17 protein-coding genes and 1 pseudogene are annotated in these 15,378 nt (G+C 51.8%); 10 read left to right on the plus strand and 8 right to left on the minus strand.

Features of this window, described 5'->3' with window-relative positions:
* The first annotated feature begins 4 nt into the window (after nt 1–4).
* A complete protein-coding gene (locus ACKWJN_RS00970) occupies nt 5–1,450 on the plus strand; it encodes a circularly permuted type 2 ATP-grasp protein (protein ID WP_408593658.1) in 1,446 nt (481 codons plus the stop codon).
* Nucleotides 1,451–1,452: 2 nt separating this feature from the next.
* Nucleotides 1,453–2,406 carry an alpha-E domain-containing protein gene (locus tag ACKWJN_RS00975; protein ID WP_408593660.1) on the plus strand — a complete coding sequence of 318 codons (954 nt, stop codon included), beginning with the start codon at nt 1,453–1,455 and terminating at the stop codon, nt 2,404–2,406.
* A gap of 80 nt (nt 2,407–2,486) precedes the next feature.
* On the opposite strand, the gene rho is transcribed toward ACKWJN_RS00975, so the two are convergent.
* Nucleotides 2,487–3,749, minus strand: coding sequence for a transcription termination factor Rho (rho, locus tag ACKWJN_RS00980; protein ID WP_408593662.1), 1,263 nt, complete (start codon nt 3,747–3,749; stop codon nt 2,487–2,489).
* A 213-nt stretch (nt 3,750–3,962) separates the two neighbouring features.
* Entirely contained in the window at nt 3,963–4,295 is a 333-nt protein-coding gene (gene trxA / locus ACKWJN_RS00985) for a thioredoxin TrxA (protein WP_408593664.1), read from the minus strand.
* A 68-nt stretch (nt 4,296–4,363) separates the two neighbouring features.
* Between trxA and ACKWJN_RS00990 the strand changes: the two genes are divergently transcribed.
* Both ACKWJN_RS00990 and ACKWJN_RS00995 read left to right on the plus strand, forming a co-directional pair.
* Entirely contained in the window at nt 4,364–5,011 is a 648-nt protein-coding gene (locus ACKWJN_RS00990) for a DsbA family protein (RefSeq protein ID WP_408593666.1), read from the plus strand.
* Nucleotides 5,012–5,014: 3 nt separating this feature from the next.
* The gene (locus tag ACKWJN_RS00995; RefSeq protein ID WP_408593668.1) at nt 5,015–5,299 is read left to right on the plus strand and encodes a hypothetical protein; all 285 of its coding nucleotides are present in this window, start codon (nt 5,015–5,017) and stop codon (nt 5,297–5,299) included.
* A 10-nt stretch (nt 5,300–5,309) separates the two neighbouring features.
* On the opposite strand, the gene ACKWJN_RS01000 is transcribed toward ACKWJN_RS00995, so the two are convergent.
* Nucleotides 5,310–6,515, minus strand: a complete 1,206-nt coding sequence (locus tag ACKWJN_RS01000) for a GNAT family N-acetyltransferase (RefSeq protein WP_408593670.1) — start codon at nt 6,513–6,515, stop codon at nt 5,310–5,312.
* On the opposite strand from ACKWJN_RS01000, the gene ACKWJN_RS01005 reads away from it, so the two are divergent.
* Both ACKWJN_RS01005 and ACKWJN_RS01010 read left to right on the plus strand, forming a co-directional pair.
* Complete coding sequence (locus tag ACKWJN_RS01005; protein ID WP_408593672.1) at nt 6,514–8,175, plus strand: NAD+ synthase; 1,662 nt, start codon at nt 6,514–6,516, stop codon at nt 8,173–8,175. The genes ACKWJN_RS01000 and ACKWJN_RS01005 overlap by 2 nt on opposite strands.
* 35 nt (nt 8,176–8,210) lie before the next feature.
* Entirely contained in the window at nt 8,211–8,549 is a 339-nt protein-coding gene (locus tag ACKWJN_RS01010) for a P-II family nitrogen regulator (RefSeq protein ID WP_408593674.1), read from the plus strand.
* A gap of 1 nt (nt 8,550) precedes the next feature.
* Here ACKWJN_RS01010 and ACKWJN_RS01015 read toward each other — a convergent pair whose 3' ends face one another.
* From ACKWJN_RS01015 to ACKWJN_RS01035, 5 genes are read right to left on the minus strand one after another with little or no spacing between them, the layout of a single operon-like run.
* Complete coding sequence (locus ACKWJN_RS01015) at nt 8,551–9,141, minus strand: TIGR00730 family Rossman fold protein (protein ID WP_408593676.1); 591 nt, start codon at nt 9,139–9,141, stop codon at nt 8,551–8,553.
* Nucleotides 9,142–9,145: 4 nt separating this feature from the next.
* Entirely contained in the window at nt 9,146–9,655 is a 510-nt protein-coding gene (locus ACKWJN_RS01020; RefSeq protein WP_408593678.1) for an RDD family protein, read from the minus strand.
* Complete coding sequence (locus ACKWJN_RS01025; protein WP_408593680.1) at nt 9,652–10,320, minus strand: DUF3106 domain-containing protein; 669 nt, start codon at nt 10,318–10,320, stop codon at nt 9,652–9,654. Before ACKWJN_RS01025 ends, ACKWJN_RS01020 begins: the two co-directional genes overlap by 4 nt.
* Nucleotides 10,321–10,345: 25 nt before the next feature.
* Nucleotides 10,346–10,789, minus strand: a complete 444-nt coding sequence (locus tag ACKWJN_RS01030; RefSeq protein ID WP_408593682.1) for a DUF3619 family protein — start codon at nt 10,787–10,789, stop codon at nt 10,346–10,348.
* Entirely contained in the window at nt 10,786–11,352 is a 567-nt protein-coding gene (locus ACKWJN_RS01035; RefSeq protein WP_408593684.1) for an RNA polymerase sigma factor, read from the minus strand. Before ACKWJN_RS01035 ends, ACKWJN_RS01030 begins: the two co-directional genes overlap by 4 nt.
* 256 nt (nt 11,353–11,608) lie before the next feature.
* Between ACKWJN_RS01035 and ACKWJN_RS01040 the strand changes: the two genes are divergently transcribed.
* The 4 genes and pseudogenes from ACKWJN_RS01040 to ACKWJN_RS01055 all read left to right on the plus strand — a co-directional run.
* On the plus strand, nt 11,609–13,381 hold the full coding sequence (locus tag ACKWJN_RS01040) for an acetolactate synthase 3 catalytic subunit (protein ID WP_408593686.1): 1,773 nt from the start codon (nt 11,609–11,611) through the stop codon (nt 13,379–13,381).
* A gap of 15 nt (nt 13,382–13,396) precedes the next feature.
* Nucleotides 13,397–13,888 (plus strand): acetolactate synthase small subunit, encoded by a 492-nt coding sequence (ilvN, locus tag ACKWJN_RS01045; RefSeq protein ID WP_408593688.1) that lies wholly within the window; start codon nt 13,397–13,399, stop codon nt 13,886–13,888.
* 35 nt (nt 13,889–13,923) lie between these two features.
* Nucleotides 13,924–14,940, plus strand: a complete 1,017-nt coding sequence (gene ilvC / locus ACKWJN_RS01050) for a ketol-acid reductoisomerase (RefSeq protein ID WP_408593690.1) — start codon at nt 13,924–13,926, stop codon at nt 14,938–14,940.
* A gap of 103 nt (nt 14,941–15,043) precedes the next feature.
* Nucleotides 15,044–15,352 (plus strand): annotated as a pseudogene (locus ACKWJN_RS01055) (CDP-alcohol phosphatidyltransferase family protein); the annotation flags it as partial.
* Nucleotides 15,353–15,378: the final 26 nt, after the last annotated feature.

Genomic DNA, 15,378 nt, shown 5'->3' on the forward strand with positions numbered 1-15,378 from the left:
CAAGATGCACAAGTTCGATGAAATGTATGCCCAGCTGTCTTATGAGGCAGATCAGGTGCGGCCTCACTATAAAAACTACTTGGACTGGTTGATTCGTCAAGACCCTCAAGCCATGCGCGGACGTCGGGAAGAGGCAGAAATGATTTTCCGTCGCGTTGGGATCACTTTCGCGGTTTATGGCGATAAAGACGAAGACGGCGCTGGCACAGAACGCCTGATCCCGTTTGACCTGATCCCACGTGTCATTCCAGCGCACGAGTGGCGTGAGATGCAAAAGGGCTTGGTGCAACGCGTGACAGCCTTGAATCGTTTCATTCATGACATCTACCACGAGCAAGAAATACTCAAGGCAGGCGTCATTCCGACGGAACAAATCATCCATAACGCCCAGTTTCGTCCAGAAATGATGGGCGTAGACGTTCCCCACAATGTCTACTCCAACATCAGCGGTATCGACATCGTGCGAGCACCGGATGCCCATGGAAATGGTCAGTACTACGTTTTGGAAGATAACCTCAGGGTGCCCAGCGGGGTGAGCTATATGTTGGAAGACCGCAAGATGATGATGCGGCTTTTTCCTGAGTTGTTCAGCCAGCACCGTGTGGCACCGGTGGCGCACTACCCTGACTTGTTGCTAGAGACCTTGCGCGCCAGTTGCCCTGCGACCACCGATAACCCGACCGTCGTTGTCTTGACGCCCGGCATGTACAACAGCGCTTATTTTGAACATGCCTTTCTAGCGCAGCAAATGGGGGTTGAGTTGGTTGAAGGGCAGGATCTATTCGTCAAAGACAACTTTGTCTATATGCGCACAACGCGTGGCCCCAAGCGAGTGGATGTGATTTACCGGCGTGTAGACGATGACTTCTTAGATCCCAAAGTGTTCCGTTCAACTTCTACTTTGGGCTGTGCTGGCTTGATGGATGTGTACCGTGCAGGCCATGTCAGCATTTGCAATGCGGTGGGTACCGGCATTGCTGACGATAAGTCCATTTACCCTTATGTGCCCCAAATGATCGAGTTCTACTTGGGTGAAAAACCCATACTCAACAATGTGCCTACCTTTCAGTGCCGCAAGAGAGAAGACTTGCAATACACCTTGGATCACTTGAGTGAGTTGGTGGTCAAAGAAGTGCACGGAGCAGGGGGCTATGGCATGTTGGTGGGGCCTGCGGCCACCAAGGCTGAGATTGAAGACTTCCGACGCGTTTTGATGGCCAAGCCCGATGGCTACATTTCACAGCCGACCTTGAGTCTGTCAAGCTGCCCGACTTATGTGGAGAGCGGCATCGCTCCGCGCCATATTGATTTACGCCCCTTCGTACTCAGTGGTAAAACCGTACAAATGGTGCCTGGTGGTTTGACCCGAGTGGCATTGAAAGAAGGCTCTCTGGTGGTGAATTCGTCGCAAGGCGGTGGAACCAAAGACACATGGATTCTTGAGGTTTAACGATGCTGAGCCGAACCGCCGATCACCTGTTTTGGATGTCTCGTTACACCGAGCGAGCAGAAAATACCGCCCGTCTGTTGGACGTCAATTACCAGACATCGTTGTTGCCACAGTCTGCCGCCGTGGCCCAAATGGGCTGGCAAGGTTTGCTGTCGATCAGCGAGTTGTTGCCGTCCTATCAAGCCCTGTACGCCGAGATCACACCTGAAAACGTGATGGCGTTCATGGTGAAAAATGAGGAAAACCCCTCATCCATCATTTCATGCTTGAAAGCCGCCCGAGAAAATGCCAGGGCGGTGCGTGGAAGTTTGACCACCGAGGTGTGGGAGACGCAAAACCAGACGTGGTTGGAGATGCTGCGAAAAATCAAACTGGGTGAGTTTGAAAAAGATCCGGGTCAGTTTTTTGAGTGGGTGAAGTTTCGTTCTCATCTGTCGCGCGGTGTGACGGTTGGCACCATGTTGATGGATGAAGCTTTGCACTTCATGCGTTTGGGAACGTTCCTAGAGCGGGCTGACAACACGGCGCGATTGGTGGATGTCAAGTTCCATGCGGTGGAAAGTGATTTTTTTGGTGCAGCCAATGCGCAAGACCAAGAGTACGACTTTTACCATTGGAGCGCGATTCTGCGCAGCGTTTCTGGTTTTGAAATTTACCGAAAAGTTTATCGTGATGTGATTCAGCCTGAACGTGTCGCCGAACTTCTGGTGCTGCGGTCTGACATGCCCCGTTCATTGCATGCATGTTTGAATGAGGTGGTGAGTAACTTGGCCATGGTCTCAGGCGATCCGTCTATTGAAAGCAGACGTCGTTCAGGAAAACTTTTGGCTGAATTGCAGTACGGCAAGATTGAGGAAATCTTGGCGAATGGGTTGCATGCTTACTTGACCCAATTCTTGGACCGAGTGAACGACATTGGCGTCAGCATCAGTCGAGAGTTTTTAGTGCCGACCTGAAAATATCTTGCTTTGGTCCAGCCATTGAAAAGGGCGTCTGCTGTGACCAGCAGACGCCCTTTGGGATGAGCAAACAGTTTTTAACCTCCGCGGCGCATCAGATCAAAGAAGTCGACGTTTGACTTGGTGGCCTTCATGTTCTTCAACATCAACTCCATGGATTCAATTTCGTCCATGTTGTACATGAACTGACGCAGAATGCGGGTCTTTTGCAAGATTTCGGGCGCCAACAACAACTCTTCGCGACGGGTGCCGCTGCGGTTGAGTTGGATTGCAGGGAACACGCGCTTTTCGTACAGGCGACGATCCAAATGGATTTCGCAGTTGCCCGTGCCTTTGAATTCTTCAAAAATCACTTCGTCCATGCGGCTACCTGTATCTACCAACGCTGTGGCGATGATGGTGAGTGAACCACCTTCTTCGACTTTACGAGCGGCACCAAAGAAACGTTTGGGTCGTTGCAATGCATTGGAGTCGACACCGCCTGTTAAGACTTTGCCAGATGAGGGCACGACGTTGTTGTAAGCGCGAGCCAAACGGGTGATCGAGTCGAGCAAGATGACCACGTCTTTTTTAAGCTCAACCAAACGCTTGGCGCGCTCAATCACCATCTCGGCCACGTGCACATGGCGGGCAGCTGGTTCATCGAAGGTGGATGCAATCACTTCTGCCTTGACTGAGCGTTGCATTTCGGTCACTTCTTCGGGGCGCTCATCCACCAACAAAACCATCATGTGGCTGTCTGGGTAGTTGGCGGCAATGGCGTGTGCGATGTGTTGCATCATCACCGTCTTGCCGCTTTTGGGTGGTGCCACCAGCAAAGCACGTTGACCTTTGCCGATGGGTGCAATGATGTCGATGATGCGGCCAGTGATGTTTTCTTCACCTTTCGTGTCTTGTTCGAGTTTCATTTGCTCGCGTGGGAACAAAGGGGTCAAGTTTTCGAACATGACCTTGTGCTTGTTGTTTTCGGGCAAGTCGCCGTTGACTTGATCGAGTTTGGTCAGCGCAAAGTAACGCTCTCCATCTTTGGGAATACGCACTTCGCCTTCAATCATGTCACCCGTGTGCAAGTTGAAGCGACGTACTTGGCTTGGGCTGATGTAGATATCGTCTGTGCTGGCGGTGTAGCTGGTGTCGGGACTGCGTAAAAAACCAAAGCCGTCAGGCAAAATTTCAAGAACACCATCAGCAAATACCTGCTCACCTGCACGCGCACGTTTTTTGATGATGGCAAACATCAGTTCTTGTTTGCGCATTCGGCCGGTGTTTTCGATTTCGAGTTCTTCGGCTTGTTTCAGCACTTCAGACACGTGCAGTGCCTTGAGTTCGTTCAGATGCATGGGTTGACTCCGTGGGGAGTTCGTTAAATAAATTGGGGGGAGGTCTTCAGGGAGGCGAAAGGTACCTCACAGACCGGAACTGGAAACCAGAATGGTATCCATTGACCACTTGGGCAAACAACCAGTTCGGAAATGATTATGACAGGAAAAAAGCCCGCGATTTTTACGATCAGCGGGCTTTGTGTGACAGGCCTGAAAAGTCAGGCTTTTGAATCAAGCCAATTGTTGGTCAATGAATGCCGTCAGTTGAGCTTTGGTCATGGCGCCAACTTTGGTTGCTGACAGTTGGCCGCCCTTGAACAGCATCAAGGTTGGAATTCCACGGATACCAAATTTGGCAGGGATATCGCGGTTCTCATCGACGTTCATCTTGGCAATTTGCAGTTTGCCTGCATAAGCCGCAGAGACTTCGTCCAGGATGGGGGCAATCATCTTGCAAGGGCCGCACCATTCAGCCCAGTAGTCGACGAGCACAGGCTTGTCTGCTTGTAAGACGTCGGCTTCAAAGGTGGTGTCGGTGATGTGTTTGATCAGATCGCTAGCCATTGTGATTCCCTCTCTAAGTTGGCGATAACGCTACAGTTGGGGCATTGTGGCAGAAAGCAAGCAACCTCATGAAAACTCTCAACATTGACGTGATCTCCGATGTGGTGTGCCCTTGGTGTTTTGTAGGCAAGCGCCGCTTGGAAGGTGCCTTGGCCTTGTGGGCCGCTGAATATCCCGATGTTTTGCCTCAGGTGCGCTGGCACACGTTTCAGCTCAATCCTGAGATGAGCCCACAGGGCATTGACCGCGAGACCTATGTCCGCACGAAGTTTGGTGAGCGCGCCAATTCAGTCTATGACCGCGTGACCGCAGTTGGGCATGAGGTGGGCATTGCGTTTGAGTTTGATCGGATTGCTCGCCAGCCAAATACCATCGTGCTTCATAGCTTGATTGCAGCCTGTGAGCCAGGTCCAGAGCAAGAGCGCATGGTGGAAGCTTTATTTCAGAGTTATTTTCTAGACGGCCGAGATTTGACCAATGCTGACGAGTTGCAAGCCATTGCAAACGCAGCTGGTTTAGATCCGGAGGTGACGCATCAAGCAATCCATGACCCGATGGTGCATGCCCAAACAGCGGCTTGCGACCAAGAGGCGCGTGATATGGGCGTCAGTGGCGTGCCGTTTTTTATCTTCAATGGACGTGTAGGCGTTTCAGGGGCACATGAGAGCGAGAGCTTGCTGCAAGCCATGCGAGAGTCTTTGGATGAAAAAGCGTGAGTCATGAGCGAAACAACATCTGACTTGATCCGCACCATGGTGCTCAGAGAGCTGGAAGCAGGCGTGCGCCATGACGCTTTGTGGTTGCAAGCTTTGTCAGCAGAAAAGTTGGACCAAGCCAAAGCACGCACCCTTTACATTTCGTTGCGCTGTCAGGCCTTGCAATCGGATATCAAAGGGGTTTTGGTGAAACAAATTCGCGGCGCCGTCGCCTCTGATGACTTGGCCAAAAACAAAGTTTTGGCAGATTTTTTGAGCCAAAAAGACTTGTCAAAAACCAAACGATGATCCCAGCCTATCAGCCCTTGGTGGTTGCTCGATAAGGCGTGCGTTCCGCCAAGTGCTCCAGGTACCCATCGACACCGGAAGTTTCTTGCGCTAAAAATCGTGCCACAGCATCTGAAAACGCTGGGTGAGCCAGCCAGTGAGCGCTGTATGTCGTGACTGGCATCAGAGCGCGTGCCATTTTGTGCTCTCCTTGAGCACCGCCTTCGAAGCGACCAACCCCATGCTCTATGCACCATGTGAGCGGTTGGTAATAGCAAGCCTCAAAGTGCAAACAGTCCACACGTTCTAAAGCCCCCCAATAACGCCCATAAGCCACAGCCTGGGGTGTGCCTAAGCCTTGGACTGCGATCAAGCTGCATGCCACGGGGCGCAGATGCCTCTCAGCAATGCAAAGCAGCCAGTTGTCGGGCATGTCACGTTGCATGTGTGCAAAGAACTCACGGGTGAGATAGGGGGCATTGCCGTGTTCAAGGTATGTGCGCTCATAGCATTGGTAGAAAAAGTCCCAGTCTTGATTTTGAATCTGCGCGCCTTGAAGGTTGCGAAACGTCACGCCAGCATCAGCAACGCGACGCCTTTCTTGCTTGATCTTTTTGCGCTTTTCTTGGTTGAGGCTGGCTAGGAACTCCTCGAAGTTGATGAAGCCTGAGTTGTTCCAATGAAACTGCACAGTTTGGCGCTGCAGCAAGCCCATTGAATCGCAAGCCGCGCGGTCAGCCGAACTCGTGAAGAGCAAATGCAAAGAAGACAGCTGTTGGCTTTGGCAGAGTTCAACGCAAGCGTTCAACAAGGCTAGCCGTGCATCTGAACTACTGGCCAAAAGTCTTGACCCTGGAACAGGGGTGAACGGTACTGCGGAGACTGCTTTAGGGTAATAGTTCAGTCCGTGATCGGCGTAGGCTTTGGCCCACGCCCAATCGAACACGTATTCGCCATAGGAGTGGACTTTGAAGTAAAGGGGGCAGGCTGCTGCCAAGGTCTTGCCCAACCAAAGGGTCACGAAATGTGGGCTCCAACCGGTGTTTGGTGTGGCGCTGCCACTGCTGTGCAGCGCCGCTAAGTAGGCGTGTTGCATGAAGGGGGAGGGCGCGTCTTGTTGGGCCAAGAGGCCGTCCCATGCCTCGGGAGCGATCTCCTGTGGGTTATCAAAGATGCGAATGACATAATCACTGCGCTGTTTTGCGCTGTTTTCTGTGGACTGTGTGTCTGTTTCCATGAACCTCAAACTTTGTGTCGCTCAGTTAAATTTTGTCGTTGGTGACATGGCTGGGAATGCCCAAAAAATCATTGCGTGCGCACAAGATGCCTATGCACAAGGCGTCCGTTTGGTGTTGACGCCTGAACTTTCGCTGTGCGGTTACGCCGCAGAGGATTTGTTTCTACGCCCCTCGTTCATTACCGCCTGTGATGATGCCTTGAAAACGGTGTCCCATGCCTTAGCCGGGTTAAAGGGCTTGCATGTCGTGGTCGGGCATCCCGAGGGGGATGACCAGCGTACCCGATCGGTGTCTGTGCAGCGACGCTTCAATATGGCCAGCGTTGTTTCCGAAGGTGCGGTGATTGCGCGCTACGCCAAGCGGGAGCTTCCCAATTACCAAGTTTTTGATGAGCGTCGTTATTTCACTCCTGGCAAAGAGGCCTGTGTTTTTGAGGTGGAGGGCGTTCGCGTTGGTTTGTTGATTTGCGAAGATGCTTGGTTCAATGAACCAGCCTTGGATGCCAAAGCCTCAGGGGCGCAGTTATTGGCGGTGATCAATGCATCACCATTCCATGTAGGCAAAGGCAATGAACGTGAACAGGCCATGCGCGATCGTGTACAAGCCACGGGTTTGCCTTTGGTTTATGCCCATTTGGTGGGTGGGCAAGATGAGGTGGTGTTTGAGGGGCGCTCTTTCGCCCTGGATGCAAATGGTTGTGTGACTGCCCGTGCCAAAAGTTTTGAGGAAGAGTGCTTGGTATTGACCACCAGCGTTGATAGGCCTTTGCGACTTGAGGGCGCGGTTGCCTCCGAAGGCTCTCATGAGTCAGATTTATGGCGCGCTTTGGTTCTGGGTGTGCGCGACTATGTTGGAAAAAACGGATTTCCCGGTGTGTTGCTCGGACTCTCGGGGGGCATTGATTCTGCTTTGGTTTTGGCCATTGCGGTGGATGCACTAGGCGCAGCCAAGGTCCGTGCCGTGATGATGCCGTCGCCCTACACCGCTGAGATCAGCTGGGTCGATGCAAGGGAGATGGCGCGTCGCATGGGCGTGCGTTATGACGAACTTTCAATCGTTCCAGAGTTTGAGGCATTTTTGGATTCACTCAAAGATGACTTTGTTGGCACGACCCTGGACGCAACAGAGGAAAATATCCAGGCACGTATTCGGGGAACCTTGTTGATGGCGTTGTCGAATAAATTTGGCTCCATCGTGCTCACCACAGGCAACAAGAGTGAGATGGCAACGGGCTATTGCACCTTATATGGTGATATGGCGGGGGGGTTTGCGGTGATCAAAGATGTGGCCAAAACTCAGGTGTTTAAATTAGCCCGGTGGCGCAATTCAAACGATCCATTTGCCACAGGATCGCAACCGATTCCGGAGCGGATCATCACAAGACCCCCCAGTGCCGAATTACGCCCGGATCAAAAAGATCAGGACAGTTTGCCAGACTATGAGGTTCTGGATGCGATCGTCTCGCGTTTCATGGAAAGTGATCAGAGCCCCGCTGAGATTGTGGCTGCCGGTTTTGCGAAAGCGGATGTTGAAAAGGTGACTCGTTTGATTCGCTTGAATGAATACAAACGTCGTCAGTCCCCGGTCGGAATTCGGGTAACGCATCGCAGTTTCGGTAAAGATTGGCGTTATCCTATAACCAACAAGTTTCGCGACTGAGCGCAAGACCATTCCCGTATTTTCAAGGACCGACCATGAAGCAAATTACTGCAATCATCAAACCATTCAAACTTGAGGAAGTACGCGAAGCATTGGCTGAATGTGGTGTCACGGGCCTGACGGTGACCGAGGTCAAAGGTTTTGGCCGCCAAAAAGGCCATACAGAGTTGTATCGAGGCGCTGAATACGTGGTGGATTTTCTGCCCAAGGTCAAAGTTGAAGTGGTGGTGAAATCCGCTGATGTTGATCTGTGTGTGGATGCCATCGTGCGGGCAGCGCGTACAGGCAAGATTGGGGATGGCAAGATTTTCATCACCGCTGTTGAACGGGTGGTGCGAATTCGCACCGGCGAACTCGACGAAACCGCGATTTAACTCACAGGCCTTCAATCATGGCTTGTGGGGCAAAGCCAGCAGCTTGCACCAAGTCCTGCAACAAAGTCACGGGATCGCTTCCAATGCGAATCAAGTCCATTTGCCAATCGCTCAAAAAACCTTGCTTCACACTGTGGGTGACAAATTGCAGCAAACCATCGTAGTAGCCAGAAGTATTGAGTAAGCCGATCGGTTTGTTGTGGTAACCCAGCTGACGCCAGGTCCAAACCTCAAAAAGCTCCTCAAAAGTACCGATTCCGCCTGGTAAGGCAAGGAAAACATCTGCTCGCTCGGCCATCATGTGTTTGCGCTCATGCATGGTCTGAACCACGTGCAGTTCTGTACAAGCGGTGCGCGTATTTTCTTTGCTTTGCAGTGCAGTCGGGATGATCCCAACGACACGGCCACCTGCATCCGCTGTGGCTTGTGCAACGAGACCCATTAATCCGTTGTTGCCGCCGCCATAGACCAATTGTCCTTGGTGACTTCCAATCCATTGACCGACTTCACGAGCTACCTGGGCAAAAGAAGGTGATATTCCATTGCGCGATCCACAATAAACGCAGACAGAAAATGAAGGTGGATGGTTCATGAGCTCAAGGGGAGGTGCTGACCAATCGTGTTCCAGCCCAAATATCGTGCCAAAACTGCCCTTCGCGCTGGAGGCGACTCATCAAGGCCCACGCGATAACCCAGCCCAAACACACGACGCTGATTTCTGGGCCTGAAATTTCAAAAAATGCTGCCGAAGCCAAAGCAGGCAAGAACCATATCCAGCTGAGGAAATAACGAAATAAGGCACGTCGCTGCGTCACTGAATGCCCCGACTTGTCGACCAAGCGAATATGCCAAGTTTTCATCGCCAAAGTTTGACCCTTGTGACCAAACCACGTGAAGTAAATGCCAAAAATCAAAAACAAAAATGCTTGTAATCCAATTCGATTGCTCAGCGCATGACGGCTTTGACTCAGCGTGCTGAATAAGTAACCAAAGATGAAAGCCACTCCAAAAAGCAGTAAGCCTTCATACAACCAGCAAGCCATTCGCCGAATCCAGTGAGGCGCAATGATCCGCGTTGGATCGGCACTGTCAAGTGAGGTGGTCATTGCGAGGTCACAGGAATTTCTGGCACCACAGCAGGCGGGGGTGGGCCCGAAGCTGCCGTTGTATTGGGGAGCGGAGGAAGTAAAGTTGTTGGTGCTGCTTGCTGACTGTCGATGCGGGGCAGTGGTTTGTTGCTGGATCCCGCCACGGGCGTAGCTGCAAGTTTGTGACTGGCGACGGGTTTGACTGCTGGTGCCACTCCGACGGCAGGCAGGGGTTGTTGAGTCGCAAGTTTTTGTTTTGCCTCAGGGCTAAGCGCCTGGTATGCCTCCCACTTGCTACGCTTCTCCTCGAGTGGAAGTTGCTTGACATCGGCAAAGTTCAAGCGGGCTAAAGTTCGTTGCTGAGGACTCAGCGCGGCCCACTCGCGCATTCGGCCTTGAACAACTGATTTTTCTTCGCTAGAGAGCTGCGAGAAGTTTTGGCAAATTGCAAGCCATTTGCGTTTGTGCGGTTCTGTCATGGTCGGCCATAACTGTGCCAGTGGTGTCAACGCCTGCTGCTGAACTGCTGTCAAGTCTTGCCAAAGCGGCTTGCTATTGACCAATTGAGTCGAGTTGAGAGTTGTCAACTGCTGAGCCTGAGCCGAATGTTGGACGCAAAAGCCTCCTACCAGCACAAGCAGCTGTGCACTGATCAAGGTTTTCTGGAGGACTAAGGAACGCATGCTTTGGGGGCTCGAGAGTTCAGATCTATTCTTGACGATCGGTGCTCAGTGGCGCTTTCAAAAACTGAAGAAAGCCTGGGTCTGCATAGGCAGTTGGGGGTAAGTCATCGCTCAACATCGCCGAATCCACCTCAGCCAACTCATTGGCGCGAGAGTCATCCAAGATATTTTGAATCAGCGCCAAGCCAGCAACAAGCGCGAACAATGGGAAAAAAGCTGCCAAACGGCTCCACAGGTTGAGGCCTTCGTCGCCGAAGTGCAACATGCCGACTCCGCCTTGAAGCGAAATTTTAGGTTGGGTGATCAAGGTGATAGGCGCGGTTAATCGGGCGGCTACCGAACGGGCACGGGCAGCACGCAGCCGTTCGGTGATGTCATGCGGTAGCTCCAAGCTGTGCGCGTTCAACCGCGCGGCAATAGCAAACCCAAATTGGTCTTGCTTTTGTAAATGAGCGTTTGATGTCGTCATGGTCGTAGCCCTTTGGCAGTGAGTGCTTTGCTGAGAGATTGAATGGCTCGAGAGCAGTGTGTTTTGACACTGCCTTCTGAACAACCCATAGCAGTGGCCGTCTCAGAAACGTCTAAGTCCTCCCAATAACGCAGCAAGAAGGCTTCTCGTTGACGTGCTGGTAGATTTTGTATTTCTTCTTCTATCTCTCGAACACTGGCCGAGCTGGCAAAGCTGTCTTCAGCGCTTTTCGTGGACTGTGAGTCTTTTTCAGTGGTCAGAGACTCCAATAAATCAAAGTCGCTATCCTCCGCTCCGGACTCAAAATCACTGAAATTGCTGAACAGTGCCCGTCGGGTCTTGTTGCGGCGAAACCAATCCAAGGTGGTGTTGGAGAGAATTCGCTGAAATAGCATGGGTAGTTCAGCAACGGGCTTATCGCCATAGTGCTCTGCAAGCTTCATCATGCTGTCTTGAACAATATCAAGAGCAGCCTCATCATCACGCACGTGGTAAACCGACCGTTTGAAAGCCCGTTTTTCAACACTTTGCAGAAAGTCTGAGAGTTCTTTTTCTGAAGCCACTAGTGCGCACATGGGGTGGAAGAGCCACGATTATTGCATCCGCCGCTCATCAATTGACATAAGCCGCCAGATGGGCGCTTGCTTGATGCCATAATATAAGGTTGCAAATCGACAAAATTAAGGCAAACGGATCTCAGTTCGGCGCGAACACTCATAGGCGCTTATGGCTGAGGGTCCAAAGTTTCAACGCTACCCCACAAAGGTGGGCGAAGAAGCACCCCGGGTTTTTCGTTGACGAAATTCGCTAAGGTTAATCATGGAAATTAAAAACAAGCTAGCAACTTCCCTCGCATCGGCCGACGGGAAGCATGAAGAGTTGATGGGGGCCGAGATTCTGGTCAAGGCACTCCAAGCTGAAAATGTTCAGTACATCTGGGGGTATCCAGGTGGCTCTGTTCTCTATATCTACGATGCCTTGTACAAACAAGACACCATGCAGCACGTTTTGGTGCGCCATGAGCAGGCCGCCGTTCACGCGGCAGATGGTTATGCGCGTGCCACCGGTGAAGTCGGTGTTGCGTTGGTAACTTCTGGTCCTGGTGTGACCAATGCAGTGACAGGGATTGCAACGGCCTACATGGACAGCATCCCGATGGTCATCATCACCGGCCAAGTACCTACTGCGGCGATTGGTTTGGATGCTTTCCAAGAGTGCGATACCGTGGGCATCACGCGTCCGATCGTGAAGCATAACTTTTTGGTCAAAGACGTTCGCGATTTGGCCGTCACCATGAAGAAGGCCTTTCATATTGCCCGCAGCGGTCGTCCAGGCCCTGTTGTTGTGGATATTCCTAAGGATGTGTCGTTCAAGAAAACGGCCTACGAAGGTTACCCGGCTGATGTGCAAATGCGCTCCTACAACCCTGTGCGCAAAGGTCACGGCGGGCAAATCCGCAAAGCCTTGCAATTGTTGATGGCCGCTAAGCGACCCTACATTTACACCGGCGGTGGCGTGCTGCTGAGCAATGCATCGGCAGAGTTGCGCTGCTTGGTCGACATGCTGGGGTATCCATGTACCAACACCTTGATGGGTCTGGGGGCTTACCCCGCCAGCGATCCGAAGTTTTTGGGAATGCTTGGGATGCACGGCACCATAGAAGCCAACAACGCCATGCAAAATTGTGATGTGCTTCTGGCTGTTGGCGCGCGTTTTGATGATCGTGTCATTGGCAACCCAAAGCACTTTGCACAAAATGAGCGCAAGATCATCCACATTGACATTGATCCCTCAAGCATTTCAAAGCGCGTCAAAGTAGATATTCCCATCGTTGGGGATATCAAAGATGTGTTGACTGAAATGATCGAAATGGTCAAAGAGTCTGCACTTAAACCCGATGGAAACGCGCTAGGCGCATGGTGGGAAACCATCAACGCTTGGCGTCAGCGCGATTGTTTGAAGTACGACCGCACCAACAGTACGGTCATCAAACCCCAGTTTGTGATTGAAACTCTGCATCGCATGACCAAGGGTACAGATACCTACATCACCTCCGATGTGGGACAGCATCAAATGTGGGCAGCCCAGTACTACGGTTTTGATGAGCCTCGTCGTTGGATCAACTCTGGCGGTTTGGGAACCATGGGTGTGGGGATTCCCTATGCGATGGGCATCAAGTTGGCCAAACCTGACAGCGAAGTGTTTTGCGTCACTGGAGAGGGTTCAGTTCAAATGTGTATTCAAGAACTCTCAACCTGCTTGCAATACAACACACCCATCAAAATCATGGCGTTGAACAACCGTTATCTCGGCATGGTCCGTCAGTGGCAAGAAATTGAGTATTCCGGTCGCTACAGCAGCAGTTACATGGATGCGTTGCCTGATTTTGTCAAGCTGGCGGAAGCTTATGGCCATGTGGGAATGCTGATTGAACGCCCCGAAGATGTTGAACCAGCTCTGCGCGAAGCGCGCAAACTCAAGGACCGCACGGTGTTCATGGACTTTAGAACTGACCCCACTGAAAACGTGTTTCCAATGGTTCAAGCTGGTAAGGGCATCACCGAAATGCTTCTTGGCAGCGAAGATCTGTGATCAGGGGGAAAAAATATGAAACACATCATTTCCCTGATGCTTGAAAACGAACCCGGAGCCTTATCACGCGTTGTGGGATTGTTTTCCGCCCGTGGTTACAACATTGAGTCCTTGACCGTGGCACCCACGGAAGACGCCAGCCTGTCTCGTATGACCATCCAGACCCATGGTTCAGATGACGTGATTGAGCAAATCACCAAGCACTTGAACCGTCTGATTGAAGTGGTCAAGGTGGTGGACCTGACAGAAGGTGCTTACACCGAGCGAGAGCTGATGTTGGTCAAGGTGCGTGCTGTAGGCAAAGAGCGCGAAGAAATGAAGCGCATGGCCGATATTTTTCGAGGTCGCATCATTGATGTGACCGAGAAGAGCTACACCATTGAGTTGACGGGTGATCAGTCCAAAAACGATGCATTCTTAGAGGCGATTGACCGCAGTGCAATCCTTGAAACTGTTCGTACAGGTGCGTGCGGCATTGGCCGCGGCGAACGCATTTTGCGTGTTTGATTTCTAACCATTCCAAAAATTTTTTAGGAGAGACCATGAAGGTTTATTACGACAAAGACTGTGACCTGAGCCTGATCAAAGGCAAAACTGTGGCCATCATTGGTTACGGTTCGCAAGGGCACGCCCATGCACAAAATTTGAACGACAGCGGCGTCAAAGTCGTTGTCGGCTTGCGCAAAGGTGGCGCTTCATGGGACAAAGTTGGCAAAGCCGGCTTGACCGTGATGGAAGTCAACGAGGCGGTGAAATCCGCTGACGTGGTGATGATTTTGTTGCCTGACGAGCAAATCGGCGAGGTTTACACCAACAACGTCGCTCCCAACATCAAACAAGGTGCATCGCTGGCATTTGCCCACGGCTTTAACGTCCACTACAACCAAGTGATGCCACGTGCAGACTTGGACGTGTGGATGGTGGCTCCAAAGGCGCCAGGCCACACGGTGCGCAACACCTACACGCAAGGAGGTGGCGTGCCCCATTTGGTGGCTGTGCATCAAGACAAAAGCGGGAAAGCCCGTGATTTGGCATTGAGCTACGCCATGGCCAACGGTGGTGGCAAGGCCGGCATCATTGAAACCAACTTCAAAGAAGAAACTGAAACCGACTTGTTCGGTGAGCAAGCCGTGTTGTGCGGTGGTGCGGTTGAGCTGTTGAAGATGGGTTTTGAGACCTTGGTTGAAGCAGGCTACGCCCCCGAAATGGCCTACTTTGAGTGCTTGCACGAATTGAAGTTGATCGTTGATTTGATTTATGAAGGCGGTATCGCCAACATGAACTACTCGATCTCGAATAACGCCGAATTCGGTGAGTACGTGACGGGCCCTGAAGTGATCAACGAAGAATCACGCAAAGCCATGCGTCATGCTTTGAAGCGTATCCAAAACGGTGACTACGCCAAGATGTTCATTCAAGAAGGCCGCCTGAACTATCCAAGCATGACCGCACGTCGTCGCAACACTGCGGATCATCAGATTGAAGTGGTGGGCGGACAGTTGCGTGCCATGATGCCTTGGATTGCTAAGAACAAGCTGGTCGACCAGACCCGCAACTGATCTTTCAGTTCCTCAACAACAAAGGCCACCTCGGTGGCCTTTGTTGTTCTTGCATGGCAGTACCTGCCTTTACACTCAACGTCTACTTTTCGGAGCCAGACCTATGTCGGACTTACACGATCACGCTGAGGAATACGTGCCTCGCAAACCCAGCAAGGGTATTTATGTGTTGCCCAATCTATTCACCTTAGCCGCCTTGTTTGGTGGCTTTTATGCCATTGTCATGGCAATGAATAACCATTTTGAAATGGCTGCCATCGGCGTTTTCTGCGCCATGGTGCTCGACAGCTTGGACGGTCGAGTGGCGCGCATGACCAACACCCAGAGTGCGTTTGGTGAGCAAATGGACTCGTTGGCAGACATGGTTTCCTTTGGCGCGGCACCCGCTTTGATTTCCTACGAACTGTCTCTTATACACATCTGACGCTGCCGACGATA

The sequence above is a fragment of the Limnohabitans sp. genome, assembly GCF_046052825.1.
GTDB lineage: Bacteria > Pseudomonadota > Gammaproteobacteria > Burkholderiales > Burkholderiaceae_C > Limnohabitans.